This is a genomic window from Pseudooceanicola onchidii (genome assembly GCF_004959925.1).
GTDB lineage: Bacteria > Pseudomonadota > Alphaproteobacteria > Rhodobacterales > Rhodobacteraceae > Pseudooceanicola > Pseudooceanicola onchidii.
In genome coordinates this window covers 717,582-742,931 of record NZ_SPUW01000002.1, presented here as the reverse complement: position 1 = coordinate 742,931, position 25,350 = coordinate 717,582, and the positions used below count along the sequence as shown (strand labels likewise).

General features: G+C 65.6%; 23 protein-coding genes. 7 read left to right on the top strand and 16 right to left on the bottom strand.

Features of this window, described 5'->3' with window-relative positions; all coding sequences use genetic code 11:
• The 5 genes from E4S58_RS11540 to E4S58_RS11520 are packed head-to-tail and all read right to left on the bottom strand — an operon-like array spanning window position 1 to window position 4,239.
• Window positions 1-450 carry a PTS sugar transporter subunit IIA gene (locus tag E4S58_RS11540; protein WP_136636544.1) on the bottom strand — a complete coding sequence of 150 codons (450 nt, stop codon included), beginning with the start codon at window positions 448-450 and terminating at the stop codon, window positions 1-3.
• Window positions 451-459: 9 nt separating this feature from the next.
• Entirely contained in the window at window positions 460-1,362 is a 903-nt protein-coding gene (rapZ, locus tag E4S58_RS11535; RefSeq protein ID WP_136636543.1) for an RNase adapter RapZ, read from the bottom strand.
• An 8-nt stretch (window positions 1,363-1,370) separates the two neighbouring features.
• On the bottom strand, window positions 1,371-1,805 hold the full coding sequence (locus tag E4S58_RS11530; protein ID WP_136636542.1) for an HPr kinase/phosphorylase: 435 nt from the start codon (window positions 1,803-1,805) through the stop codon (window positions 1,371-1,373).
• Between the two features lie 11 nt (window positions 1,806-1,816).
• On the bottom strand, window positions 1,817-3,538 hold the full coding sequence (locus tag E4S58_RS11525; protein WP_136636541.1) for a sensor histidine kinase: 1,722 nt from the start codon (window positions 3,536-3,538) through the stop codon (window positions 1,817-1,819).
• A complete protein-coding gene (locus E4S58_RS11520; protein WP_136636540.1) occupies window positions 3,538-4,239 on the bottom strand; it encodes a response regulator transcription factor in 702 nt (233 codons plus the stop codon). Before E4S58_RS11520 ends, E4S58_RS11525 begins: the two co-directional genes overlap by 1 nt.
• Window positions 4,240-4,579: 340 nt before the next feature.
• Between E4S58_RS11520 and E4S58_RS11515 the strand changes: the two genes are divergently transcribed.
• Window positions 4,580-6,178: a phosphoenolpyruvate carboxykinase gene (locus tag E4S58_RS11515; RefSeq protein WP_136636539.1), complete on the top strand. Its 1,599-nt coding sequence runs from the start codon at window positions 4,580-4,582 to the stop codon at window positions 6,176-6,178.
• A 7-nt stretch (window positions 6,179-6,185) separates the two neighbouring features.
• The gene (locus E4S58_RS11510; RefSeq protein ID WP_136636538.1) at window positions 6,186-6,743 is read left to right on the top strand and encodes a DUF3859 domain-containing protein; all 558 of its coding nucleotides are present in this window, start codon (window positions 6,186-6,188) and stop codon (window positions 6,741-6,743) included.
• Here E4S58_RS11510 and E4S58_RS11505 read toward each other — a convergent pair.
• Window positions 6,740-7,510 (bottom strand): sulfite exporter TauE/SafE family protein, encoded by a 771-nt coding sequence (locus E4S58_RS11505; protein WP_136636537.1) that lies wholly within the window; start codon window positions 7,508-7,510, stop codon window positions 6,740-6,742. The two genes, E4S58_RS11510 and E4S58_RS11505, sit on opposite strands and share 4 nt — an antisense overlap.
• A gap of 147 nt (window positions 7,511-7,657) precedes the next feature.
• Here E4S58_RS11505 and E4S58_RS11500 point away from each other — a divergent pair, with 147 nt between their 5' ends.
• From E4S58_RS11500 to ald, 5 genes are all read left to right on the top strand, one after another.
• Window positions 7,658-9,346, top strand: coding sequence for an acyl-CoA dehydrogenase family protein (locus tag E4S58_RS11500; RefSeq protein WP_136636536.1), 1,689 nt, complete (start codon window positions 7,658-7,660; stop codon window positions 9,344-9,346).
• A gap of 543 nt (window positions 9,347-9,889) precedes the next feature.
• A complete protein-coding gene (locus E4S58_RS11495) occupies window positions 9,890-10,855 on the top strand; it encodes a Hint domain-containing protein (RefSeq protein ID WP_169052658.1) in 966 nt (321 codons plus the stop codon).
• A gap of 150 nt (window positions 10,856-11,005) precedes the next feature.
• Window positions 11,006-11,563, top strand: coding sequence for a fasciclin domain-containing protein (locus E4S58_RS11490; protein WP_136636534.1), 558 nt, complete (start codon window positions 11,006-11,008; stop codon window positions 11,561-11,563).
• Window positions 11,564-11,702: 139 nt separating this feature from the next.
• Window positions 11,703-12,536, top strand: a complete 834-nt coding sequence (locus tag E4S58_RS11485; RefSeq protein ID WP_136636533.1) for a 3-oxoadipate:acetyl-CoA acetyltransferase — start codon at window positions 11,703-11,705, stop codon at window positions 12,534-12,536.
• A 197-nt stretch (window positions 12,537-12,733) separates the two neighbouring features.
• Window positions 12,734-13,876, top strand: coding sequence for an alanine dehydrogenase (gene ald, locus E4S58_RS11480; RefSeq protein ID WP_136636532.1), 1,143 nt, complete (start codon window positions 12,734-12,736; stop codon window positions 13,874-13,876).
• Between the two features lie 158 nt (window positions 13,877-14,034).
• Here the strand turns inward: ald and E4S58_RS11475 are convergent, their stop codons facing one another.
• The 10 genes from E4S58_RS11475 to E4S58_RS11430 all read right to left on the bottom strand — a co-directional run bounded on the left by E4S58_RS11475 (window position 14,035) and on the right by E4S58_RS11430 (window position 25,350).
• Window positions 14,035-15,357: a TRAP transporter large permease gene (locus E4S58_RS11475; protein ID WP_136636531.1), complete on the bottom strand. Its 1,323-nt coding sequence runs from the start codon at window positions 15,355-15,357 to the stop codon at window positions 14,035-14,037.
• Complete coding sequence (locus E4S58_RS11470) at window positions 15,357-15,938, bottom strand: TRAP transporter small permease (RefSeq protein WP_136636530.1); 582 nt, start codon at window positions 15,936-15,938, stop codon at window positions 15,357-15,359. The genes E4S58_RS11475 and E4S58_RS11470 overlap by 1 nt, the downstream gene beginning before the upstream one ends.
• An 84-nt stretch (window positions 15,939-16,022) precedes the next feature.
• Window positions 16,023-17,057 (bottom strand): TRAP transporter substrate-binding protein, encoded by a 1,035-nt coding sequence (locus E4S58_RS11465; RefSeq protein WP_136636529.1) that lies wholly within the window; start codon window positions 17,055-17,057, stop codon window positions 16,023-16,025.
• A 278-nt stretch (window positions 17,058-17,335) separates the two neighbouring features.
• On the bottom strand, window positions 17,336-17,686 hold the full coding sequence (locus tag E4S58_RS11460) for a hypothetical protein (RefSeq protein WP_136636528.1): 351 nt from the start codon (window positions 17,684-17,686) through the stop codon (window positions 17,336-17,338).
• Window positions 17,687-17,773: 87 nt separating this feature from the next.
• Window positions 17,774-18,550, bottom strand: a complete 777-nt coding sequence (gene cobM / locus E4S58_RS11455; RefSeq protein ID WP_136636527.1) for a precorrin-4 C(11)-methyltransferase — start codon at window positions 18,548-18,550, stop codon at window positions 17,774-17,776.
• A gap of 10 nt (window positions 18,551-18,560) precedes the next feature.
• Window positions 18,561-20,483 carry a precorrin-3B C(17)-methyltransferase gene (gene cobJ, locus E4S58_RS11450; RefSeq protein ID WP_136636526.1) on the bottom strand — a complete coding sequence of 641 codons (1,923 nt, stop codon included), beginning with the start codon at window positions 20,481-20,483 and terminating at the stop codon, window positions 18,561-18,563.
• Window positions 20,474-21,175, bottom strand: coding sequence for a precorrin-2 C(20)-methyltransferase (cobI, locus tag E4S58_RS11445; protein WP_136636837.1), 702 nt, complete (start codon window positions 21,173-21,175; stop codon window positions 20,474-20,476). Before cobI ends, cobJ begins: the two co-directional genes overlap by 10 nt.
• Window positions 21,176-21,222: 47 nt before the next feature.
• The gene (cbiE, locus tag E4S58_RS11440; RefSeq protein ID WP_136636525.1) at window positions 21,223-22,425 is read right to left on the bottom strand and encodes a precorrin-6y C5,15-methyltransferase (decarboxylating) subunit CbiE; all 1,203 of its coding nucleotides are present in this window, start codon (window positions 22,423-22,425) and stop codon (window positions 21,223-21,225) included.
• 115 nt (window positions 22,426-22,540) lie between these two features.
• Window positions 22,541-23,176 carry a precorrin-8X methylmutase gene (locus tag E4S58_RS11435; protein ID WP_136636836.1) on the bottom strand — a complete coding sequence of 212 codons (636 nt, stop codon included), beginning with the start codon at window positions 23,174-23,176 and terminating at the stop codon, window positions 22,541-22,543.
• A gap of 926 nt (window positions 23,177-24,102) precedes the next feature.
• Entirely contained in the window at window positions 24,103-25,350 is a 1,248-nt protein-coding gene (locus tag E4S58_RS11430; protein WP_136636524.1) for a sirohydrochlorin chelatase, read from the bottom strand.

The following is a 25,350-nucleotide window of genomic DNA, read 5'->3' as shown; positions in this document are numbered from 1 at the left end:
CTACTGGAGCGAGATGTTCTGGCTGTCGATATACTTGCGTCCGGCTTCGGTCGCAGCGCGCACGGCATCGGCCAGCGGTTTGTGGCGGCATTTCGCCAGCTTGATCAGCAGCGGCAGGTTGGCCCCGTAGAGGATACGCCGGTCGTCGGGGCGGCAGGCCATCAGCGACAGGTTCGAGGGCGAGCCGCCGAACATGTCGACCACCACCACGACACCGCCACCCATGTCGACGGAATCCGCCGCGTCACAGATTTCGGCCTGCTTTGCAGGTCTGTCATGATTGGCGTCTATGCAGATGGTGCGGATCCCGTCCTGCGGGCCGACCACATGTTCGACCGCGGACAGGTATTCGCGGGCCAGACCGCCATGCGCCACGATCACGATACCGATCGCGGGCAGGACGCTGTCCCGATGTTCTTCATTGACCAGCAGGGCGCTGCTTTTTCCCATACCCATCCCTCAGGCTCGCGCCGCACTGCGGCGTTCGAGCTCATGATGCCTAATTGACACCTGCCAGCCCTCCTCTGCAAGGGCCTTTGCCAAACGTTCAACAAGCGTGACCGACCTGTGCTGCCCGCCAGTACAGCCGAAACCGATGGCAAAATAGCTTTTGCCTTCCTCGACATAGGCCGGCAGCAACATCTGGGTCAGGTCGCGAACCTTCGAAAAGAACTCCGCGAAGCGGGGGTCTGACGCAACGTAATTCTGCACCTGCAAATTGGCGCCGGTCAAACCGCGCAGCGACTCCTCCCAATAGGGGTTGTTCAGGAATCGGGTGTCGAAGGCCATGTCGAGCCCGCGCGGCATCCCGCGCTTGTAGCTGAAGCTTTGCACCGACACCGACAGCGACCGGCCCTTTTCGACGCCATACCACTGCGCGACCTCGGCCCGCAGGTCATGCGGCGACAGGTCGGTGGTGTCGATCAGCACGTCGGCGCGGGTGCGGATCGGGGCCAGCAGGTCCATTTCCCGGGCGATGCCGTCGCGCGGGGTCTCGCCAAGCGCCATCGGGTGGCGGCGGCGGGTTTCCGAGAACCGGTTGACCAGCACGTCCGGCGCGCAATCCAGGTACAGCACCTCAAGCGGGCGGGTCCGGTCGGCGCCGAAGGTGTCGATCGTCTCGATCAGCCCGGCGGTCGAGAAATCGCGGTTGCGCACATCGATGCCAAGGGCCATCGGGCGCCGCGCCTCGCCCGCGTCCAGCAGTCGGGGGACCAGCGACAGGGGGATGTTGTCGATCGCCTCGTAGCCGAGGTCTTCAAGCGCCCGGATCGCAGTTGACCGCCCGGCGCCCGAAGGCCCGGTGACCAGCACACGGCGATCCACCGTCTGCACGTCCTTGATCCGGTCAGGTTGATCCATATGCCCCATTACGTCGCGACCTCTCCCCCCTTCAGATATTGCAGGATTGCCGGTGCGAAATACGACCTATCGACATTGTGTAGCATCCGAAGCTTAATCCCCAGCAAATTCGTGCTGCGGCGCGGCGGTAGACGGTCTGTTTCCATTTCGTCCATAGTGACGACCAAACGGATAGGACTGTCCTGCACCACCTCTGCCTTGAGGATCCCGACACCGCGGGCTTCGATCTGGCCAAGGATCGGTTCGGGGGCCGAGGCCAGCACCCGGTCGCCCGACCGGGTGACGATCACCCGGTCATCGGCAACCAGCGTGGCGCCATGCGCCATGAGCGTGAGCGCGAGGGCGGACTTCCCCGCCCCCGAGGCCCCGGTGATCAGGACCGCAGCGCCGCCCAATGCCACCGCGCTGGCGTGGAGGATGACCTGTTCCGGAGAAGGGGCCATCCCGCCACACCTTAGAGGGGCAGACCGACGACGAAGCGGGCACCAAGCGGGTCCGAGGTGATGTCGGCATCCGTGGGGCGGATGTTCTCGGCCCAGATGACCCCGCCGTGGGCTTCGACGATCTGCTTGGAAATCGCGAGGCCAAGGCCGGAGTTGTTGCCGAAATCATTCGCCGGTCGGTGCGAATAGAACCGCTTGAAGATCTTCTGCAGCGCATTGTCGGGAATGCCCGGCCCGGTGTCTTCGACGACCACGAGCACACGGTTTTCCCGCCGCCGCACCCAGACCCGGATCGCGTCCCCGTCTTCGCAGAAGCTGGTGGCGTTGGTGATCAGGTTGACGAAGACCTGTGCCAGCCGCGCCTCGAGCCCGCGCAGGATGATCGCCTCGGACGGAAGGTCCGAGATGAAGTCGATCCCCTTGTCTGACGCCTGCTGGCCCAGGTATTCGCTGAGGTTGCGCAGCATCTGGACCAGGTCGAAGGCCTCTTGCTCTTCCTTCACCAGTTCGCTGTCGAGCCGCGAGGCGTTGGAGATGTCGGACACCAGCCGGTCCAGCCGCCGCACGTCGTGGTCGATGACATCCAGAAGCTGCGTGCGCTGATCGTCCCGCTTGGCCAGCCGAAGGGTCACGACGGCCGAGCGCAGCGAGGCGAGCGGGTTCTTGATTTCATGCGCCACGTCGGCCGCGAACTGTTCGTTCGCGTCGATGCGTTCATAAAGCGCCGACACCATGCCCCGAAGCGCCCCCGACAGCCGCCCGATTTCATCCGGTCGCGCCGTGAGATCGGGAATGCGCACGCGGGCGGGCGTCACCTTCTTGTTTTCCTTGTCGCGCCCGACTTCGGCCGCCGCGGCCAGGTCGGCCAGCGGGTTGGCGATGGTCGAGGCCAGCACAAGGCTGAGCCCGATCGACACCAGCGTCGCGATCACGAACATCTCGAGCACGCGTTCACGTTCGGCCCGGACCACCGCGTCGATCTGCCCGGCGGAAGAGGCCAGCGCCACGACGCCGATCGCCTGGCCATTGACCTGGATCGGAGAGGCCACGGCCAGGAAGCTACCGCTGTCGCCGCGCCCGATGCTGATCTGGGTCTGACCGGTCAGGGTGTTGCGCACCAGGTCGCGCGCCTGATCCTCGACGGGCACCTGCGGCACCTCGCGCTTGCCGGACGAGAAGACCGAGGTCATGCCATCCCAGAGCATCGTCAGGAAATCGATGATCAGCGTGTTGTCGTCGGTCGGGTCGGTCTGCCGGGTGACGGCGTTTTCGACACGGCCGGACATGCGGCCGATGACCTCGCCCGAGGCGTCGAAGATATAGGCGTCGACCCCGGTGCGCAGGTCGATCCCGTCCAGCGTGGACGCCACGTCGGCGGCAGCCGCAGCCGAAAGCGGCAGGGTGGTGCCTGCGGGAATGCCGGCCTCGAACACATCGGCCAGCAGTTCGGCCTCGCTTGCGAGGCTGGCGGCGCGTTGCGTGACAAGGCTGTCGCGAGAGGCGGAGAGATACAGGATCCCCGCCACCAGCACGTTCAGGGCGATCAGGTTGAAGATGATGATCTTGCGCGTCAGCGGCGACGCCTTGAGCGAGAACAGCCCCCGCCGTTCCCGGCGGGCGCGCAGTTCTTCAGCTACCGTGGCGTTCGGAGCGACGAAGTCGTCGCCAAGCACCACGTCGCCGCTGGTGTCGGGCGTGTCGTCGCGCAAGCTGATCCTTTCGGCGAGTGCCATCACTCTTCGTTGTATCTGTACCCGATGCCGTAAAGCGTCTCAATCGCCGAGAATTCCGGATCGACCGAGCGCATCTTCTTGCGCAGACGCTTGATGTGGCTGTCGATCGTGCGGTCGTCGACGTAGACCTGATCGTCGTAGGCCACATCCATCAGCTGGTCGCGCGACTTCACGAAGCCCGGACGCTGTGCCAGCGCCTGCAGCAGCAGGAATTCGGTGACGGTCAGCGACACGTCCATGCCCTTCCAGGCCACCGCGTGGCGCAGCGGATCCATGCGGAGGTTGCCGCGGTCCATGACCTTGGTTTCCTCGGTCTCGGGAATGACTTCGCCGCCGATGGCATCCTGGCGGCGCAGCAGCGCGCGGATGCGTTCGACCAGCAGGCGCTGGCTGAAGGGTTTCTTGACGTAGTCGTCCGCGCCCATGCGCAGGCCGAGCACCTCGTCGATCTCGTCATCCTTGGAGGTCAGGAAGATCACCGGCATCGTGGTCTTCTGCCGCAGCCGCTGCAGCAGATCCATGCCGTCCATGCGGGGCATCTTGATGTCCAGCACGGCCATATCGGGGAGTTTCTTGTTGAAAGCGTCCAACGCGGCCTGGCCGTCGTTGTAGGTTTCGACTTCGAACCCTTCTGCCTCAAGGGTGATGGCGACGGACGTCAGGATGTTCCTGTCGTCGTCAACAAGGGCGATTTTCGACATCGCGTTATTCCTTATACTGCTCAGCGTTCTTGCCGGTTTTTTCTACCTTGATCACGTGATCGGCCTTTACAATCAATACCAAAACGCGAATCGCCCGCGACTTCGCCGGATGATTGTGGCGAAAATGTCTTAGAAATGCCTGAATTGTTCTCGGAACCGGACCCTGCGTCAGGTGGTTTTCGGGGTGATTGCGCTAAAACGTCCTTGGTGGCGCTAACTGCGTGAAAGCGTCCTGTTCATCCCCGCGAACGACATGTTAAGAGCGCCGCCATCGGTGCGCCGCACAGGGTTCTGACGGCCGAGGAGGCACCGCATCAGCACAGCTACAGGAGCTTGGCACATGACATTTGGACGGGTGAACCCCCAATTCCGCCTTGAAGATCAGGGAATCGAAGGGCTGGGCAATGTCTATTACAACCTTATGGAGCCCGCGCTGATCCAGACGGCGCTGACCAATGGCGAAGGTACCCTTGGCCAGGGCGGCGCCTTCCTCGTCTCGACCGGCAAGTTCACCGGCCGGTCGCCCAAGGACAAGCACGTCGTGCGGACCGACAGCGTCGCCGACAAGATCTGGTGGGACAACAACCGCGAGATGTCGCCCGAGGGTTTCGACACCCTGTACGCCGACATGCTTGAGCACATGAAGGGCCGGAACATGTATGTTCAGGACCTCATCGGCGGCGCGGACCCGACCTATTCGATCAACGTGCGCATGGTCACCGAACTGGCCTGGCACAACCTGTTCATCCGCCACATGCTGCGCCGCCCGCAGCGCGATGCCCTGGACAGCTTCGTCGCGGAATTCACCGTCATCAACTGCCCCAGCTTCAAGGCCGATCCGGAGCGTCACAACTGCCGCACCGAAACCGTGATCGCCATGAACTTCGACAAGAAGATCATCCTGATCGGCGGCACCGAATACGCGGGCGAGAACAAGAAATCCGTGTTCACCCTGCTGAACTACCTGCTGCCCGAAAAGGGCGTGATGCCGATGCACTGCTCGGCCAACCACGCCAAGGACAACCCGGTCGACACCGCGATCTTCTTCGGCCTGTCGGGCACCGGCAAGACCACCCTGTCGGCCGACCCGGACCGCACGCTGATCGGCGATGACGAACATGGCTGGTCCGATCGCGGCACCTTCAATTTCGAAGGCGGCTGCTATGCCAAGACGATCAACCTGAGCGCCGAGGCCGAGCCCGAGATCTACGCCACCTGTTCGATGTTCGGCACCGTGATCGAGAACATGGTCTACGACGAAGAGACCTTCGAGCTTGACTACGAGGACAGCTCTCTGACCGAGAACATGCGCTGCGCCTACCCGCTTGAATACATCTCGAACGCGTCGGACACCGCGCTTGGCGGCCACCCCAAGAACATCATCCTGCTGACCTGCGACGCCTACGGGGTCCTGCCCCCGATCTCGCGTCTCACGCCCGCGCAGGCGATGTACCACTTCCTGTCCGGCTTCACCTCGAAGACCCCGGGCACGGAACGTGGCGTGGTCGAACCTGAACCCACCTTCTCGACCTGCTTCGGCGCGCCCTTCATGCCGCGTCGTCCGGAAACCTACGGCAACCTGCTGCGCGAAAAGATCGCCAAGCACGGCGCGACCTGCTGGCTGGTGAACACCGGCTGGACCGGCGGCGCCTTCGGCCAGGGCTCGCGGATGCCGATCAAGGCGACCCGCGCGCTGCTGACCGCCGCGCTGGACGGATCACTGAACGATGCGACCTTCCGCAAGGATCCGAACTTCGGCTTCGAAGTGCCCGTGACCGTGCCGGGCGTCGACGCGACCCTGCTGGATCCCCGCGCGACCTGGACCGACAAGGCCGCCTACGACGCGCAGGCCGCCAAGCTGGTCAACATGTTCTCGGAAAACTTCGCCCAATACCTGCCCTACATCGACGAGGACGTGAAGGCCGCCGCCATCGGCTGAGCCTGACGTGCCCGTGACGACCATGATGCAGCGCCTCGCCCTGATGGGCGGGGCGCTGTTGCTTTGCCCCCTGCCCCTTGCCGCCGACACCTTCATCGCGCCGCCGGTCGAGGTGCTGGAATACGGGGTGATCTGTGATTACCGCCCGCAGGGGCAGGAGATCGAGGCGCCGGACACCAACGCCGGGCGCATCCGCCAGGGCGGCGATCCGATCGTCTTTGACCTGCTGACCGACCAGGTGCCCGGCGTTCTGGGCGTGGCGTTCGGCATAAGCTTCCAGCCCTCGGCCGACCTGGGCGATGTCGCGGTGCGGATGGTCACGCATCACCCGTCCTTCGGAACCGGGTTCCGCACATCCGAAAGCTGGCCGTCGACAATCACCGGCGGCTCGGGGTCGTCGCGATACTTCTACTTCGAATTCGACTACGAGCTCGCCCCCGGCCCCTGGGTGATGGAGGTCTGGTTGGAGGACCAGCTGATCGTGCGGCAGGATTTCAACGTGGTCTCAGGGGAGGCGGCGAAAGAGATCCTGCGCGCCTGCCCCACGGACAACCTGACTTCCTAGCCCATCAGGCCGCGCCGGACGAGGTTGCCGCCCGCCACCAGAAGCACCACAAGCGTCGCCTTTCGGAACGCCGTCTGGTCGATGCGGTCCTGGATGCGAAACCCGATCCACATGCCGATCAGTGCCGGGATCACCAGCAGCGCCGAAAACGGCAAGGTGCGGGCGTTGATGACGCCGCTGCCAATATGCGCCCCGAAGAGCGCCAGCGCGCCCAGGCCATAGATCACGCCCTGCGCCCGCACATGCGCCTGTTTCGGCACGTTGAGCGCGGTCAGGTAGGCCACGGTCGGCGGCCCCCAGACGCCCGAGAACCCGCCGATCAGCCCGGCGAACCCGGCGATGGCGTATTCGATCCATCGCGGGGGATTTTCCCCCAGCGTCAGCACCTTGCCCATCAGCTGGGTGATGGCGAAGATGACGATCGGGATGCCGATCATCAGCAGCATGGTGTCCGCAGGCAGCACCCGGACCAGCTGGGCCGAAATCACCAGCGCGACGAACCCGACGATCAGGAAGGTGCGGAACCGCACCGCGGCCTCTTTCGCCGCCGAAAAGCCCTGCCGCAGCGCCTGCCAGCCGTTGGTCACCAGCGTCGGCAGGATCAGCCCCGCCAGCGCGACCTCCGGCGAGACAAAGCTGCCCATGCCGGAAATCATGATCATCGGCATGGCAAAGCCGACCATCCCCTTGACCACGCCCGCCACCAGTCCGACGATGAGGCAGGCAAAGATGGCGGTCAGCGGGGCGAGGTCTGTCAGAAGGTCCATGCCCTCTCCGATACGCCTGCCTGCGACGCTCTGCCACTGGAAAATCGCGCGCGCAACTTTAGGTCGCGCAATGCTGCGTGTGCGCAAATTTGTTGCGCTGCACCTGCAAAGTAGCTAGGACGCAAGGATGCAAACAAGGGATGATTCATGGCACATGATGGACAGGACATGACCGGCACGGGGAACACCCTTCTGCCCGACCTTCTTTCGCTGACCGGCGCGGCCATCGCCCCGGTCGAGGCGCTTCTGGAGAAGGCGCAGGCCAGCGTCCGCGCGATGGTTCTGGGCGGCGGCGACAGGATCACCACCAAGGCGGTCGAGGCACATCAGACCGCGACCCACGGGCTGGCCTGGCTGGCCACCTACGTGGAATCCCTGCGCCAGATGCAGAAATGGGCCGAAAAGCTGCAGGGCGACGGCAAGTTTGGCGAAACCGAACAGCTGATCCAGCAGATCGCCTTCGGCGAATACCTCTGGCAGATCTATGGCGGCATCCAGATGTCCCAGAACGAGATCGTGCGCCTGCAGGATCTTGGCCTGTCCCAGGACGACCAGCGCGGCCTGATGACCGACGCCGTGATGACCCTGACCCAGTCCGGCAACACGCAAGCCGCCCGGTCCCGCCTGGCCGAGCTGATGGTCGACCAGCAGGGCGCCACCATGTTCGGCGCCAGCGGCCTGGAAGACGAGCTTGAGATGATCCGTGACCAGTTCCGCCGCTACGCGGTCGAAAAGGTCGAACCCCACGCCCATGACTGGCACCTGAAGGACGAGCTGATCCCGATGGAGGTCATCAACGAACTGGCCGAGATGGGCGTCTTCGGCCTGACGATCCCCGAAAACCTTGGCGGGCTTGGCCTGCCCAAGGCGGCCATGGTCGTCGTGTCCGAGGAACTGTCGCGCGGCTATATCGGTGTCGGGTCGCTGGCCACCCGGTCGGAAATCGCGGCCGAACTGGTCCTGGCGGGCGGCACCGACGAACAGCGCAGCTATTGGCTGCCCAAGTTCGCGAGCGGAGAGATCCTGCCCACGGCCGTCTTCACCGAACCCAACACCGGGTCGGACCTTGCCTCGCTGCGCACCCGCGCGGTGAAGGACGGCGACGATTACCGCATCACTGGCAACAAGACCTGGATCACTCACGCGGCACGGACCCACGTGATGACCGTTCTGGCCCGGACCGACCCCGCGTCCAAGGACCACAACGGGCTGTCGATGTTTCTGGCCGAAAAGACCCCGGGCACGGATGAAAACCCCTTCCCGACCGAAGGCATGACCGGCGGCGAGATCGAGGTGCTGGGTTATCGCGGCATGAAGGAATACGAACTGGGCTTCGACAATTTCCACGTGAAGGGCGCAAACCTTCTGGGTGGCGTCGAAGGCCAGGGCTTCCGGCAGCTGATGAAGACCTTCGAGGCCGCCCGCATCCAGACCGCCGCCCGCGCCATCGGCGTCGCCCAGGCGGCGCTGGACGTCGGCCTGCAGTACGCCCTGGACCGCAAGGCCTTCGACCAGCCCCTGGCTGCCTTCCCGCGTGTGTCCGGCAAGCTGGCGATGATGGCGGTCGAAATCGTCATCGCACGGCAGCTGACCTACTTCTCGGCCTACGAGAAGGACCATGACCGCCGCTGCGACCTCGAAGCCGGGATGGCCAAGCTGCTGGGCGCCCGCGTCGCCTGGGCCTGCGCCGACAATGCGCTGCAGATCCACGGCGGCAACGGGTTCGCGCTGGAATATGTCGTCAGCCGCCTGCTGTGCGACGCGCGCATCCTCAACATCTTTGAAGGGGCTGCGGAAATCCAGGCGCAGGTCATCGCGAGACGCCTGCTGGGCTGATCTGACGGCCATTTTATCATGAACGGCGCGGCCCGATCGGGACCGCGCCGTTTTGCGTTGTTCACGCGATAGTTGCGCATGTCAATTCAATGCAGCAGGCGCGAAATGTGTTCGAAATGTGGCAAAATACGATCCACATCGTGAAATACTTTAAATCTGAAGCAATTCACGATAGGAAATTTCCCATCAGAAATCGTTAGAAAAACAAGGAGCTTATGAAGCTCCGCCTGAGTTCGGAAATATATTCCGGAAAAATACGAGATTTTCACTATATGATAAATCCCATTAATTTATCATTTTTTATCAGTATCTTGCCGCAACGCAGAAAAAATAACTATGGTCTTGTGTGAATAATTATCTTGAATGCCCCTTTTCTGCCCAGAACGGAGAGCAGTCTTAACCCATGAGGCGAGTTGTAAGCCTCTGCGGAGAGAGAGCCACGTTGGTTCTGTGTTTCTCCGGATAAGCCCTAATGGGCATGGTAACGAGTGGTTTGTTAAAATGGGAAGTACAACGATCGACGTTGTGCCATACAACGGGGCATTGGCAACCGTAGACCTGTATACCGCAGGGCGAACGATTGTCCTTGGCGACTTTGGCCCGACACAGTCAGGCACCCTTACGGATGCTGACGGAACCCTGGGCACCGCCGACAACGGGATCGCGACCTTCGCATCACAGCCGATAACCTATATCGGTTCCGGCACGGCGACGCCTGGCGTGGCCGTGCCGGGCCCCCTGATCATCCCGCTTGGCGCATCCGTCGATGTCGTCGTGTTCGAATCCGGGGGCCAGGTCTATTTCCACTATCCCGACGGACCGCCGGACTTCACGAGTGCCGTCGCGCTGGTGCTTAACATCGACACGACCGCCTATCCGCTGTTCACGCCGGTCTGCTTCCATGCCGACACCCTGATCTCGACACCGCATGGACACCGCCCCGCAGGCAAGATCCGCGCAGGGCAGCTGGTGCTGGATATCCACGGACGCGCCCACACGGTGGTCTGGACCGGCCGCCGCCACGTCGCCCTGGGCGCGTGCGACGACACGGCGCGCACCCGGCTGGCGCCCGTGGTGATCCCGCCGGGCCTGCTGGGCCAGGCCGGGCCACGGACCGGGCTGCGCGTGTCCCGCAATCACCTGATCCTGATCCGTCACCCCAAGTGCGCCTATTACTTCGGAGCCGACGCGGTGCTGGTGAAGGCCTCGGCCCTTCTGGGCGTCGGGGCCACGCTGGACCTGACCACGCCCGCCATCACCTACGTGCACCTGATGTGCGACAGCCACGTGATCCTGAATGCCGACGGGCTCGAGGCCGAAACCTTCCTGCCCGGCCCGCAGGCCGTTGCCGCGCTGACCCCGTCGCAACGCCTGGCCCTGATGCGCTGTCCGGGGGCCACGACGCTGATCAAGTCCATGGCTGCCGCCGCCCCGGTCCTGAGCCAACGCGACGCCCGGTTTCTTCTGACGCAGGTCGTGACAACCGGGGACATCAGGAAGGCAGGATAAATTTACCACATCATTCCAGTGCCTTGAACAAACCTCACGCCCCTGTGATGTCGATTTTCGTGGCAATTTGAAACCGGGCCGGGATGGCCTCCGTAATTCAGGGCATCACCGGGACACAACGATCCCGCAGAACACATCGGAGGAATGATGATGAAAACCAAACTGTTTGCCGCCCTCGCCGCTGCCGGTATCGCCACCACTGCATTTGCCATGGAAAACCCCACTGTCGGCGGCGCGCCGATGATGGCTGACATGACGATCGCCGAAAACGCCTCGGCCGCCCCGAACCTGACCACGCTGGTTGCCGCCGTGAAGGCCGCGGGCCTGGCCGACACCCTGATGAGCGATGGCCCCTTCACCGTCTTCGCCCCGACGAACACCGCCTTCGGCAAGATTTCCGAAGCGTCGCTGAACGCGCTGCTGGAAGAAGGCAACAAGGCGCAGCTGCAGCAGATCCTGACCTGCCACGTGGTTGCGACCGAAGCTTTCTCGACCGATATCGCGGGCATGATCGCGGACGATGGCGGGATGCACGTCGTGCCGACCGTCGGTGGCTGCCAGCTGGAAGCCTACATGGAAGGCGGCAAGCTGAAGCTGAAGGATGAAAACGGTCGTGTCGCCACGGTGACGACGGCGGACGTGGATCAGTCGAACGGTGTTGTCCACGTCATCGACCGCGTCATCCTTCCGGCCGGTCAGGCGGGCTAACCCTCTCCTCCTGCTCCCTGACTTGCCGATCGGGGCGTCCCACGCGGGGCGCCCCTTTTTCATGGATCACCCAGGGCCGCGCCGGGCCTGACCAGTACCGCAGATTGACAAGCCACCCCGCCTGCCGCCATGTGATTGCATGACCCAGACACCCTGCATCATCTGTGTCGCGATCACCGGCTCCGTGCCGACGAAAGCCGACAACCCCGCCGTTCCGATCACCGTCTCGGAACAGATCGAATCCACGCACGAAGCCTTCGAGGCCGGCGCCAGCATCTGCCACGCCCATGTGCGCAACGATGACGAAACGCCGTCGTCCGATCCCGAGAAATTCGCGCGCCTGAAGGAAGGGCTGGAACAACACTGCCCCGGCATGGTCATCCAGTTCTCCACCGGCGGCCGGTCCGGCGCGGGCCGCGCGCGCGGCGGGCACCTGTCGCTGCGGCCCGACATGGCGTCCCTGTCGGTCGGGTCCAACAACTTCCCCACCCGCGTCTACGAGAATCCGCCGGATCTGGTCGACTGGCTGGCCGCCGAGATGCTGGAACACGAGGTGAAGCCCGAGATCGAGGCCTTCGACCTGAGCCACATCCACCAGGCCGCCGCGATGTTCCGCGCGGGCAAATTCGCGCAGACGCCCTATGTGCAGTTCGTCATGGGCGTGAAGAACGCGATGCCGGTCGACCGCCCGACCTTCGACTTCTACATCGAGACGATGAAGCGCCTGCTGCCCGACAGCCCGTGGTGCGCGGCCGGGATCGGCAAGGATCAGATCACCGTCAACGAATGGGTCGTTCCGGCCGGGGGCCATGCCCGCTGCGGTCTGGAAGACAACGTGCGGCTGGATCGCACGACGCTGGCCCCGTCGAATGCCGCCCTGGTCCAGCGCGTGGTCGACATCTGCGCCCGCCACGACCGCCCCGTGGCCACGCCCGCCCAGGCGCGCGACCTGCTGGGTCTGCGCCCCGCGTGACCCGGGCCTGACCCGGCCTGCCCCAAAGGGACAGGCTTCCATACCTTTCGCAAATGGCAGGAGATCCTCCTGCCATTTGTCATTTCCGCGCTCGGTTCGTGCAAGAATTAACGCCATCTCGGGCAAGATCGCCAAGCATTTGCACCGATCCCGTGATCCCATGGTGGCAGATCCACTGCAACCGGAGGAGGAACCCCATGCGCATCGGATGCCCCAAGGAAATCAAGACCCACGAATATCGCGTCGGCCTTACGCCCGAAAGCGCGGCTGAACTGATCGCCCATGGCCACGAGGTGCTGATCGAGGCCGGCGCCGGCCTCGGCATCGGGGCCGACGACGCGGCCTATCAGGCCGTTGGCGCGCAGATCACCGATGTCGACACGCTGTTCGCCCGGGCCGAGACGATCGTGAAGGTCAAGGAACCGCAGGCCGTCGAACGCGCGCGGCTGCGCGCGGGCCAGACGCTTTATACCTACCTGCACCTCGCCCCCGATCCCGACCAGACGCGCGACCTGATGGCCAGCGGCGCCACCTGCATCGCCTATGAAACCGTGACCGCGCCCGGCGGCGGCCTGCCCCTGCTGCGCCCGATGAGCCAAGTCGCCGGCCGCATGGCGATCCAGGCCGGCGCCCACGCGCTGGAAAAGGCGCAAGGCGGGCGCGGCATGCTGCTGGGTGGCGTGCCCGGCGTGGCCCCGGCCAAGGTGATCGTGATCGGCGGCGGCGTCGTTGGCCGGAACGCGGCGCAGATGGCCGTCGGCATGGGTGCCGATGTCACCGTGCTGGACCGGTCGCATGACGTGCTGGAAGACATCGACCGCCAGTTCAATGGCCGCGTCCGCACCGTCTATTCCACGGCGACCGCGCTGGCCGAGTTGACCCGCACTGCCGATCTGGTGATCGGCGCCGTGCTGATCCCCGGGGCCGCTGCACCCAAGCTGATCAGCCGCACAATGCTGGCCGACATGCTGCCCGGCGCGGTGATGGTCGACGTGGCGATCGATCAGGGCGGCTGTTTCGAGACCTCGCGCCCCACCACCCACGCCGACCCGATCTACGAGGTCGACGGCATCATCCACTATTGCGTGGCGAACATGCCGGGCGGCGTGGCGCGCACCTCGACCTATGCGCTCAACAACGCGACCCTGCCGCACCTGCTGCGTATCGCCGACAAGGGCGTGAAGGCGGCGCTCGAGGCCGACCCGCACCTGCGCGCAGGCCTGAACGTGGCAGGCGGCCGGATCACCTGCGCCCCGGTGGCCGACGCACAGGGGCTGGACTGGATCACCCCGGAAGAGGTGCTGGCGCATCTCGACACCGCCGCGCCTGCCGCCGCCTGAACGGATAACGTCAAATCCTGAAACGAGAGCGGCGGGCCAGTGGCCCGCCGTTTGTTTGGTCGATATCCCATCTACGGGGTCAGCGCTGCCCGGCGTTGCCGCCGGACGGGACCTGCGACCCACGTTCGGGCGCAAGGCTCATTCAAGCTACGGATCCGTCAGTTGAGGATCCGCAACAGGAACAGCGATATCCCGGGGAACAGCACCAGCAGCCCCACCCGCAGCAGGTCGGAAGTGACGAAGTAGATCACCGCCTTGTAGGTCTGCACGATCGGCGTTTCCCGGTCCATCGAGTTGATGACGAACAGGTTCATCCCGACCGGTGGCGTGATCAGCCCCACCTCGACCACGATCAAGACGATGATGCCGAACCAGATCGCGAATTCCTCGGCGTTCAGGCCGAAATCCAGCGCCGACACGATCGGGAAGAAGATCGGGATCGTCAGCAGGATCATCGACAGGCTGTCCATCACGCAGCCGAAGATCAGGTAGAGCACGAGGATCATGACCAGCACGGTCCAGGGGTTGAAGCCGCTCTCGGCGACCCAGGCCGCCAGTTCCTGCGGAACCTGCGTCAACGCGAGGAAGCCGTTGTAGACTGCCGCCCCCAGCACGATGAAGAAGATCATCGCGGTGGATTTCGCCGTGGCGTAGAAGCTCTCAAGCCAGGCGCGGCCACGCAGCCCGCCGTTCACCAGCGCGATGAACCCGGTCCCCGCAGCCCCCACGGCCGCCCCTTCGGTCGGCGTGAAAAGGCCAAGGTAGATGCCGCCCACGACAACGAGGAAGACGATCAGCACCGGCAGCACGTCGACCAGCGATTTCACCCGGTCGGCCATCGGCACCGGCGGACGCGTCCCCGCGCTGTCGGGGTTCACGCGCACATAGATCGCGATGGTGATCATATAGCCGATCGCGGCAAGGATGCCGGGAATGAAGGCCGCGAGGAACAGCTTGGCGATATTCTGTTCGGCAAGGATCGCGTAGATCACCAGGATCACCGAGGGCGGGATCAGGATGCCGAGCGTGCCGCCTGCGGCCAGCGTCGCCGAGGAAAAGCCGCCCGAATAGCCATAGCGCTTCATCTCGGGCAGGGCGACCTGCCCCATGGTGGCCGCCGTTGCCAGCGACGACCCGCAGATCGCGCCGAAGCCCGCACAGGCGCCGATGGCCGCGATGGCCACGCCGCCCTTCAGGTGCCCCAGCCACGACTCCGCCGCCTTGAACAGGGCCTGGCTCATCCCGCCCAGGGTCGCGAACTGCCCCATCAGCAGGAACATCGGCACGATCGACAGCGAATAGGACGAGAAGGTCGAATAGGTTTCCGACTTCAGCCGTGCCAGCGCGACGGTGGTGCCGCCGGTGACATAGAACAGACCCACGATCCCGACGGAAAACATCGCCAGACCGATCGGCATCCGCAGGAAGATCAGGAACAGGAGGATCGCGAAGGACAGAAGCCCGGCGTCGAAATTGCTCATTAGTGTGCGCCCCCTTCGGCGTGCAGAATGACCCGGCCGGTGACCACTTCGGACACCCGGGCCGCCGCGACATAAACCGCGACCACGGCGGCGATCACCGCCCCCGACAGCGACAGCGCATAGGACCACCAGACGGGGAACTGCAGCAGCATCGTCGTTTCGTTGTAGCGCATCTTGCCGGCCATCCCTTCATAGAGCTTCCAGGCGATCACGATCAGCACCACGGCAAACAGCACCTCCCAAATCATCGACAGGACGCGGGTGACCCAGGCGGGCAGCTGCATCGTCAGGATGTCGACGGTGGCATGGGCGCCGGTGATCTGCGCCAGCGGCAGGAAGGCGAAGATACAGAAGGCGACACCGGCCTCGACCAGTTCGAAATCACCCATGACCGGGCCGACGCCCGCGTCCAGCATCCCCTGCCCCACACCGGCCAGCATGCCGGAGTTCACGAGGAAATGTCCCAGGGTGTTCAGCCCACGCCCGGTGACGGACACGACCGTCAGCAGGATCAGGAAGGTCAGCACGATCCCGCCCAGGATCGCGGCAATCTTGGCCAGTGTCAGGAAGGCACGTGTCATTTCGGTCATCCCCCGCCCGAAAAGAAGAACGCCGGGCTGGATCGCCCGGCGTCTGCAGGCCGCGACCGGCGCGGCCCACCTGTTTTACATGGAGTTCTTTTCGATAAGAGCCTTCGCCTCGTCAAGCAGGGCCTGCCCGTCGATTCCCGCGCCCTTCATCTCTTCGACCCACCAGCCCTTGATCGGCTCGGCGGCGTCTTTCCACTCTTGCTGCTGCTCATCGGTCAGCTCGATGATGTTGTTGCCACGCTCCATCGCGAACTTGTGCGCCGGTTCGTCGGCCGCAGCCATCGTCTTGCCCGCGAAGGCCGAGAATTCCTCGCCCGAGTTCGCGTCGATCACGGCCTTCAGGTCATCGGGCAGGCTGTCGTACTTGGCCTTGTTCATACCGAAGATGAAGGTCGTGGTGTACAGGCCCTGACCCGGGAAGGTCGTGTGGTTTTCAACCAGCTCCGACACCTTGAGCGCCGTGGTCACTTCCCACGGGATCACGGTCGCGTCGATCACGCCCTTGGACAGCGCCTCGGTCACGGCCGGAACCGGCATGCCGACGGTGGTCGCACCCATGTCGGTGAACATCTTGTTCGTGACGCGGGTCGGTGCGCGCAGCTTGACGCCGTTCAGATCCGCCACAGTGGTGATCGGCTTCTTGGAATGGATCAGGCCCGGGCCATGCACCCAGACGGCCAGCATCTTCAGGTCCTTGAAGTCCTGGTCGAGCATGTTCTTCTCGACGTACTGCCAGTAGGCGCGGCTGGTGTCTTCGCCATTGGTCATGGTGAAGGGCATCTCGAAGGCTTCCGAACGGGGGAAGCGGCCGGGGGTGTAGCCGGTCACGGTCCAGACGATGTCGGCCACGCCGTCCATCACCTGGTCGACCAGTTCTGGCGGCTTGCCGCCCAGCTGCATCGAGGGGTAGCGGTCGATCTTGATCCGACCATCGGACTCCGCCTCGACCTTGTCGGCCCAGACGTCCAGCACCTGCGCCGGCACCGAGGCCTGGGCGGGCAGGAACTGGTGAAGTTTCAGCGTGACCTCCTGGGCCATCGCAAAGGTGCTGGTCCCGGCAAGCAGGGCTGCCGTCGCAAGACCGCGGGCTGCGGTTTTCATGAATGACATATGATCCTCCCGTCATCTGGTGGCGCCTGTCCCGTGACCCCGGGGCCTCCGCCCCCAAGACCCGTTTACCGGGTTCTGGTCATTGCGGTTTCAGGCACCGCGCGCAGCAAAAATGACGCCGCCCATGAGGCGTGTCAAACGCTCAGATGAGACAAAAGGTATTTTCCAAGGAAATAATTGGCATTGTCACATAAATTTCCTGCAAAGGCGGTGCTGCGCAGGCGACAAACAGCGTCGAAAGACCTGTTTGCACGACGAATCAGACAGATGTTTGAAACCTAGAACCGGGGAAGCAGGGCCGCCGGTGCGTCATCGTTCCGGGCGAAATCCAGCGCGGGGCCGTCCATGGCGACCGAGCGGCGCTTGAACTCGTAGATCATCTCGCCACCCTCTTCGGCCGAGGCGACGATCAGGCACTGACAGACATGCCGCGCACCATCGTAGAGATCGACCAGCCCGCGCAGCCGCGGCGCATCTTCCAAAGGCAGGGCAAAGCCATTGCGTTCCAGCCGCAGGACCGGATGCGCCACGCCATCCACGACCACGCGCAGGCGGCGGGATTTACGCAGGGCCCTGGCCCGCGCGGCGGCAAGCCCATCCCGGATTTCCTTGGACAGATAAGTCGACATGATCGCCCCTCCCCGTCAAAGGATGCCTCAGTTTACCTTTCCGTCAAGTTAAACGAAGGTATCAAATTGTTTCCGGACAGACTGTTGTCAGGCCTCCACAGGCCTCACCCGCGGCCGCAGCACATGCGGGATCGCCGCATCATAGAGCGCGGAGTCCTTGAAATCGCGGATCTCGCCCAGCACCGGCCCCACCAGGATCAGCGCCGTACGCGTGATCTTTTCCGCCCGCACCTTGCCCTGGATATCCGACAAAGTGCCCCGGATGAACATCTGGTCCGGCCAGCCGACGCGATAGGCCACGATCACCGGGCAGTCGGCCCCATAGTAGGGCGCCAGCTGCCGCTCGATCTCGCGCAGGTTCCGCACGCCCAGGTGGATCGCCAGCGTCGCGCCGGTGCGGGCAAAATTCTCCAAGGTCTCACCGGCGGGCATGGCGGTGGATTTCATCGACACACGGGTCAGCACGATCGACTGCGCCACCTCGGGCACGGTCAGTTCCTGTCCAAGCGCCGCCGCCGCCGCCGCATAGGCGGGCACGCCGGGAATGATCTCGTACGGGATGCCATCGGCGCGCAGCCGCCGGATCTGCTCCGCGATCGCACCATAGAGCGACGGATCGCCCGAATGCACCCGCGCCACGTCCTCGCCCCGGCCATGGGCCGCCACGATTTCCGCATGGGTGTCATCCAGCGTCATGGGCGCCGTGTCCATCACCCGCGCCCCCTCGGGCGCGCAGCCCACGACCTCTGGCGGAACCAACGACCCGGCATAAAGACAGACCGGGCAGGACCCGATCACACGCTGCGCCTTGAGTGTCAGAAGCTCCGGATCACCCGGACCCGCACCGATGAAATAGACCGTCATTCTTTTTGCCTCAAATATCCCGGGGGGACGACAAAGCCTGCTTTGTCGTGGGGGCAGCGCCCCCCTCTTCCGGCTCCCACAGGGCGCCCGACCCGATGTGCCGGTTGCCCACGTCCACAAGGTCGCCGTCGATCCGCCGCGCATAGCCGCGCGGGGTGAACATGCGCGGCCCCTCACCCAGCTGCGCCAGCCGCGTGTTCGACGACCCGACCAGCACCACGGTCAGCATGTCGACCTCGTCAACTTCCAGCTCATCCAGCCTCCGATAGCGCACATGTTCTTCGGGCCGACCCAGAGAGGTCGCCAGCATCACCGGCGTATCGCCCGGGCGGTGCTGCAACAGGATGTCCCGGCCTTCGGCCAGAAGGGTCCGGCGCGTCTTGCTGACCGGGTTGTAGAAGGCCACGACGAAGTCCCCCTCGGCCGCCGCACGCAGCCGCCGCAGGATGTCGTCGCGCGGCGTCAGCAGGTCCGACAGCGAGATCGCGCAGAAATCATGCCCAAGCGGAGCACCCGCCCGCGCCGCCGCACCCTGCAACGCCGAAACGCCCGGCGAACAGATCACCTCGACCCGCCGCGCGGCGTCGGTCACGCCGGTCTCATCGCTGCGGTCCAGCAGTTCGAACACCAGCGCGCCCATGGCGTAGATGCCTGCATCGCCCGAGCAGACCAGCGCCACGTTGCGCCCCTCGGCCGCGCGTTCCAGCGCAAAGCGACAGCGGTCCTCTTCTCCGCCAAGCGGGAAATCGGCGCGATGCTTGCCCGCCGCCAGCGGTCCCAGCAGGTCGATATACAGCCCGTAGCCCACCAGTTCCTCGGCCTCCGCGATCAGGCGCGACACCTCGGGCGTGCGCCAGGCGGCCTGCCCCGGCCCGATGCCGACGACCGACACCCGGCCACGCGCGCGGCCCCTGGGCGCCGCGATCACCCCCGGCACCACGGCCAGCGCGCAGGTCGCATTGGCCGTCTTGCGCTTGGGATAGATCAACGCACCCTCGGCCCCCGCACCGGCCAGCGCCGCCCCTTCGGACACGCCGTGACAGCCAACCTCGGCAAAGACGACCTCGGACGGGGTTTCCAGCCGTGGCGTCTCGGCCTCCAACTCGGCCGGTGAAAACAGCCGCAGAGGCAGCCCCAGCCTTTCAGCCAGGCGGATCATCGCGGGCTCATCCCCCTTCACGTCGATCGAATGCACAGCCGAAATCGCCCCCGGCGCGACGCCGGCCTCGTCCAGCATCTGCTGCACCAGCGCGTTCAGCTCCTCCGGCGGGCAGTTGCGCGAACAGCCCACGCCAAGCGCGAACCGCACCGGGTGAAAGGTCAGCACCCCCGGCGTCGCAGGCTCCGCCGTCGCCGCAATCTCCACCACATCCGTATCCTCTGGCCCGGCCTGCGGCAACGCGTCCAGCCACCCGGCCTTCGCGGCCTCATCGCCGACGATCCGCGCCTTCGCGCCCGACAACAGCCGCGCCATCGCCTCCTGCGCCAGATCCGGCGTGCCCAGACGCCAGCCCGCGGGCGGTTCGTCCAGCGACACGCCAAGCGCCACGTCCCCCGCCGTCGTCACCGCCGCCACGCCATCCAGCGCCTCTGCAATCTGCCGCGCCAGCCGGTTCGCCCCCCGGTGCCCGCCCAGCAGCGGCACGACCACCGCGCCGTCATCGCTGACCGACACCACCGGCGGCTCGACCGTCTTGTCACCAAGCATCGGCGCCACGGCCCGGATCAGGATGCCCGAGGCACAGATCCCCACCACCGGACGCCCCGCTGCGAACATCTCGCGCGCGAAATCCAGCGCGTTGGCAAAGCTGTCGTCAGCGCCTGCGACCCGGCCCGCACGGCCCCACATCGGCACGCCAAGCGCATCGGCCACCCGCCGCGCCACCGCCGCGCCGGATCCCGACACCGCCATCACAACCGGATCTAGAGCCATGGATCGCCACCTTTGTTCATCAGGATCATCGAGAAATAGGGCGCCGCCTCGGGCGCCTCGGCCAGCGGGCACAGCACCTCGTCCGGCAGGCCCACACGGGCCACATAGGTCGCGCGATCCAGCAGACCCAGATCGGCAAAGACCCCCCGGATCTTGGCCATGTGCCGCCCGACCTTCATGATCGCCACGGCCTCGGCCCCGGCAACCCGCTCGCGCAGCTCGGCCTCGGGCAGAGGCCCCGGCAGCACCGTCAGCCGTTCGTTGCGCGCCACGAGCGGCCTCCCGGCCCGCGCCGCGCAGGCACTGACCGAAGTCACCCCCGGCACGACCTCGACCGCATACCGATCCGCCAGCCGCGCGAAGAGATACATGAACGACCCATAGAAAAACGGATCCCCTTCACAAAGACACACGACATCCAGGCCACGATCCAACGCCGCCGCGATCTCGGCCGCGCCCGTGTCATAGGCGGCCTGCGCCGGTCCACGCTCGACCGTCATCGGCACATCCATGACGATCTCCCGCGCCCCCGCCGGGATCAGCTCGGCCGCGATCGACCGCGCGAAACTCGCCCCGCCCGCCAGCGCCGGATAGGCCACGACGCCGGCCCCCGCGATCAGACGCGCCGCTTTCAGCGTCAGCAACTCCGGATCGCCCGGGCCAAGCCCGACACAGTAAAGCCGCCCCTTCATCTTGCCGGAAATACTCCCGCCGGAGGCATCCCCGGCCACCACTCGCGTCATCGCTTCACCAGGCTCCACTGCGTCACGGTCATCGACGGCTTCCACCCCGACAGCCGCCCGACCGCTTCGGCCCGCGCGATGGAGATCTTGGTCAACTCGCCGCCGTGTGTCGCATGCAGGGCCAGCATGACCTGTTCGCTCTCGATGGTCACCGCGTTGGCCACGAACCGCCCGAGCGGTTTCAGCGCCGCCCAGCCCGCCGCGAAGACCTCCTCCGACAACCCGCCGCCGACAAAGACCGCATCCGGCCGGTCCAGACCGTCCAGCGCCGCGGGCGCCTCGCCCTCGATCAGGTGCAGCCCCGGCACGCCAAGCGCCAGCGCATTCGCCGCCGCCATCGCGCGACGGTCGGCGCGTGGCTCGATCCCCACGGCGCGGGCATAGCGCGCCCCCCGCATCCATTCGACCGCGACCGACCCGCAGCCCGTGCCGATATCCCACAACAGCGCGCCGCGCATCGGCATCAGCTTGGCTAGCGTCACCGCCCGCACCTCGCGCTTGGTCATCGTGCCGTCGGATTGAAAGAGCTCATCCGCCAGCCCCGGCACCCGTGGCACCAGCGCGGCATCGGGCGCCGCGATGCACTCGACCGCCAGAGTATTGAAGGCCGGCACCTCGTGGTCCCAGCCCTCGGCCTCGCCATCGAAGCGCAGTTCCGCCTCGCCGCCCATGTTGGCCAGCACCGTCATCTTCGACCGGCCAAAGCCGCGTTCGGTCAGGAACCGCGCGATCTGGCCGGGCGTCTCGGCTCCCGTCGTCAGGATCAGCAGCCGCGCGTCGGGCTGGATGAAGGCGATCATCTGTTCGACCGGGCGGCCATGCACCGTCAGCGTTTCCAGATCCGCCATGGACCAGCCCATGCGGGCCGAGGCCAGCTGAAACGCCGACAGCTGCGGGTGATAAGTGATCTCGGACGGTGCAATCGACCGTCCGATCCGCGCGCCCACGGAAAACCACAGCGGATCGCCGGTGACCAGCACGACCACGCGCCGACCCTTCAGCCCCTGCAACACCTCGATCAGCGCATCGAAGGGATGCGGCCAGGCCAGCCGTTCGGCGGTGATCGCCTCTGACAGCTTGTGGTGCCGGTCGCCGCCGATGATCACCTCGGCCGCCTCGACCACGGCGCGCGTCGCGGGCACCAGCCCGTCCATTCCGTCCTCGCCTATGCCGACGATATGCAGCCAGGGTGTATTCACGTCCTGTCCCCTTCACATGTTGCGAATTGAGTATTTCCGGCAAGATGAAGCCCCCGTTCATCTTGCTCCAAATACTCCCGCCGGAGGCATCCCCGGATGGCCACATGCCCCATCATCAGACCTCTTCCCCCGGCAGCCCGGCCGCCAGCGCATTGACCGCGGCCGAGGCCATGGCCGACCCGCCCCGCCGCCCGCGCAGGGCCACGAAATCGCAGCCGCGCGGGCGTGCCGCCAATTCGGCCTTGCTTTCCGCCGCGCCGACAAAGCCGACGGGAAAGCCCAGGATCACGGCCGGGCGCGGGGCGCCGGCGTCGATCAGTTCAAGCAGGTGGAACAGCGCGGTCGGCGCGTTGCCGATGGCCACCACGGCACCGTCGAGATGCGGTTCCCACAGCTCGACCGCCGCCGCCGACCGGGTGTTGCCGATCCGTTTGGCGCGGTCGGGCACCTCCGCGTCGTTCAGCGTCACGATGACCTCGTTGTCAGAGGGCAGCGTGCGGCGGATCACCCCGGCCGCGACCATTTCGCAATCGCACAGCACCGGGGCGCCGGCCAGCATGGCGGTGCGCCCGGCCTCCCACGCGCGCGGCGAAAAGGCGAGCCGGTCCGCCACCTCGACCATGCCGCAGGCGTGGATCAACCGGATCGCCATCGCATCGAGCCCCTTGGGAAAACGGTCAAGCCGCGCCTCGCGCCGCACCGTGGCAAAGCTTTCGGCGTAGATCGCGGCGGGGTCGTGTTCATAGCGCATGACGGCGGGCACATGCACCGGGTCATCCGGCGCGTCATCCAGCCCCGCGCCAAGGATCCAGGCCTCTTCGCGCGCAATCACCTCGCGCTGGTCGGGCGTCAGGGCTGCGGGCCCGGCAAAGGCGCGGGCCAGGGTGCCCTGCGCGTCCCAGGCGGCCAGCTCGGCCGCGGTCACACGCACCTGCGCGCTGTCCAGCACCTCGTCCTCGCGCCGGGCCGCATGGGCCTTGGCCTGCCAGAGCGAGGGGTAGACCTCGGCCAGGACGACCTGCGCTTCGGGCACGTCCAGACCCGTCTCGAACGGCCAGACGGCCACGCGGCCCGCCAGGCGCGGATCGCTGCGCAGAGCGGCAAGGGCCGGCAGGCCAAGGATCACCTGGCTGCCGACGGATCCGGCATAGGCCAGCTGCCAGATCGTCTTGGCCCCCTTGACCGACGCATCGGCGTGGCGCCGTTCGGCAGGCTGATCGGCCCCGGCGCGCGCCGTCTGCTTGACCGGGATCGCCGGGTGATCGGCCGTCTCGGGTCGCCCCCAGAAGGGCCCCACCCCGTCGAAAAGGTCATTGATCCGCGCCGCCACGGCAAAACGGTTAGAGGCATTGTCGACCCCGTCCGACACCTGCCCCGCGAACCAGTCCCAGAGGTCGAGCGCCCGGTCGGATCCGCAGATCCGCTGCGCCACGCCCTGCGGGTAGCCGAAAGGAAAGTCGAAGCCCGCCAGCACCCGGCGGCCCAGGGCGGCCTCGGCCGACAGGAAATCGGCCAGCCAGGCGACGGCACCGTGGCGGGTGCGGAAATAGCGCGGCTCTTCGGCCTGCGCGTCGCGCTGCACCCCGATCCAGATCGCGTCTTTCGACGGGCGCACCGGACTGGGCGCATTGCGCGCCGACCAGTCGACGACGACATGGGTGTCAAAGATCCGCGCGGTCATGACCGGCGGGCGCTTTCCGGCCCGAGCGGGTGCTTGGCGTGCGGATATTCGGCGTGGTGGTGGTGCCCGTGGCCGTGGTCATGTCCGTGGTGGTGCCCATGGTGATGACCGTGCCCATGATCATGCCCGTGATCATGGTGGTGGTCATGCCCATGATCGTGTCCGTGGTCATGGTGGTGATGCCCCAAGTCCAGCCGGCATTCCCCGGTGCAGAAGGTGTCGCACAGCGCACAGTCCGCCACGTTCGACCCGGGCGCCGAGGCCCCCTGCCCTTCGACGTGGTGATGGTGGCTTTCCTGCACCGCGCCGACCTCGCCCTCGAAGCCGATCACGGCGGTGCGGTACTTGCACAGCACGCAGGTCGGCGGCGGCACCTCGGCAAAGGCCGGGTGGGCGCGGTCTTCGGGGCGGATGTGGACGTGTTCACCATTGTCCATCGCCAGCACCTGTTCGCGGTAGGCGCAGATGCCGCAGTTCGGCACGACCACGCCGCCAGCGATTTCGCGCACGCGTTCGGCGAAGGTATCCATGACCAGCGGGTGGTCGCTCAGATACCCGGCCTTGAGGAATTCGATCTCAGGGTGGCGGTCGGCGACCCGGTCGGTAAACCCGTAGATCCGGTCGACGAGGATCCCGGAGAAGAGGAAATAGGGGAAGACCACGACGCGCTTGTAGCCCAGCTTCACCACATGGTTCAGGCAGGGTTCGACCAGCGGGAAGGTGACACCCGAATAACCGACTTCGCACCAGCCAAAGCCGATCCCCTCGTGCAGCATCCGCGCGACCTTGGCGACATTGCCGTTGGCGTCCGGGTCAGACGCACCCCGGCCGATCACGACAAGGCAGGTCTCCTCAAGCGGGACATCGCTGTCGGCCGCGTCGATCGCTTCGCGGATGCGGGCGGCGGCGGCGGCGATCATCTTGGGATCGACGCCCAGCTCGCGGCCATAGCTGACCTCGATCCCGTGCTTGGCGGCATAGGTGTTCAGCACCGTCGGGATGTCGTTCTTGGTGTGCATCGCGGCAAAGAGCATCCCCGGCACGGCCAGGATCCGATCGCACCCGGCCTCGCGCAGGCGGTCCAGCCCGTCGCGGATCACCGGGTTGGCGAATTCGAGATAGCCGTAGTCGACCGGCCAGTCGGGCGGCAGCAGCGCGGGCAGCTTTTCGGCCAGCACGGCGAATTCGTCGACAGCGGACTGGCTGCGGGACCCGTGGCCGCAGATCATGACACCGGTCTTCAT

Excerpts from the sequence above, each read along its gene's own strand:
- E4S58_RS11540 (WP_136636544.1), bottom strand. The coding sequence starts at position 450 with ATGGGAAAAAGCAGCGCCCTGCTGGTCAATGAAGAACATCGGGACAGC.
- rapZ (WP_136636543.1), bottom strand. The coding sequence starts at position 1,362 with ATGGATCAACCTGACCGGATCAAGGACGTGCAGACGGTGGATCGCCGT.
- E4S58_RS11530 (WP_136636542.1), bottom strand. The coding sequence starts at position 1,805 with ATGGCCCCTTCTCCGGAACAGGTCATCCTCCACGCCAGCGCGGTGGCA.
- E4S58_RS11525 (WP_136636541.1), bottom strand. The coding sequence starts at position 3,538 with ATGGCACTCGCCGAAAGGATCAGCTTGCGCGACGACACGCCCGACACC.
- E4S58_RS11520 (WP_136636540.1), bottom strand. The coding sequence starts at position 4,239 with ATGTCGAAAATCGCCCTTGTTGACGACGACAGGAACATCCTGACGTCC.
- E4S58_RS11515 (WP_136636539.1), top strand. The coding sequence starts at position 4,580 with ATGACATTTGGACGGGTGAACCCCCAATTCCGCCTTGAAGATCAGGGA.
- E4S58_RS11505 (WP_136636537.1), bottom strand. The coding sequence starts at position 7,510 with ATGGACCTTCTGACAGACCTCGCCCCGCTGACCGCCATCTTTGCCTGC.
- E4S58_RS11500 (WP_136636536.1), top strand. The coding sequence starts at position 7,658 with ATGGCACATGATGGACAGGACATGACCGGCACGGGGAACACCCTTCTG.
- E4S58_RS11490 (WP_136636534.1), top strand. The coding sequence starts at position 11,006 with ATGAAAACCAAACTGTTTGCCGCCCTCGCCGCTGCCGGTATCGCCACC.
- E4S58_RS11485 (WP_136636533.1), top strand. The coding sequence starts at position 11,703 with ATGACCCAGACACCCTGCATCATCTGTGTCGCGATCACCGGCTCCGTG.
- ald (WP_136636532.1), top strand. The coding sequence starts at position 12,734 with ATGCGCATCGGATGCCCCAAGGAAATCAAGACCCACGAATATCGCGTC.
- E4S58_RS11475 (WP_136636531.1), bottom strand. The coding sequence starts at position 15,357 with ATGAGCAATTTCGACGCCGGGCTTCTGTCCTTCGCGATCCTCCTGTTC.
- E4S58_RS11470 (WP_136636530.1), bottom strand. The coding sequence starts at position 15,938 with ATGACACGTGCCTTCCTGACACTGGCCAAGATTGCCGCGATCCTGGGC.
- E4S58_RS11465 (WP_136636529.1), bottom strand. The coding sequence starts at position 17,057 with ATGTCATTCATGAAAACCGCAGCCCGCGGTCTTGCGACGGCAGCCCTG.
- E4S58_RS11460 (WP_136636528.1), bottom strand. The coding sequence starts at position 17,686 with ATGTCGACTTATCTGTCCAAGGAAATCCGGGATGGGCTTGCCGCCGCG.
- cobM (WP_136636527.1), bottom strand. The coding sequence starts at position 18,550 with ATGACGGTCTATTTCATCGGTGCGGGTCCGGGTGATCCGGAGCTTCTG.
- cobJ (WP_136636526.1), bottom strand. The coding sequence starts at position 20,483 with ATGGCTCTAGATCCGGTTGTGATGGCGGTGTCGGGATCCGGCGCGGCG.
- cobI (WP_136636837.1), bottom strand. The coding sequence starts at position 21,175 with ATGAAGGGGCGGCTTTACTGTGTCGGGCTTGGCCCGGGCGATCCGGAG.
- E4S58_RS11435 (WP_136636836.1), bottom strand. The coding sequence starts at position 23,176 with ATGCGCTATGAACACGACCCCGCCGCGATCTACGCCGAAAGCTTTGCC.
- E4S58_RS11430 (WP_136636524.1), bottom strand. The coding sequence starts at position 25,350 with ATGAAGACCGGTGTCATGATCTGCGGCCACGGGTCCCGCAGCCAGTCC.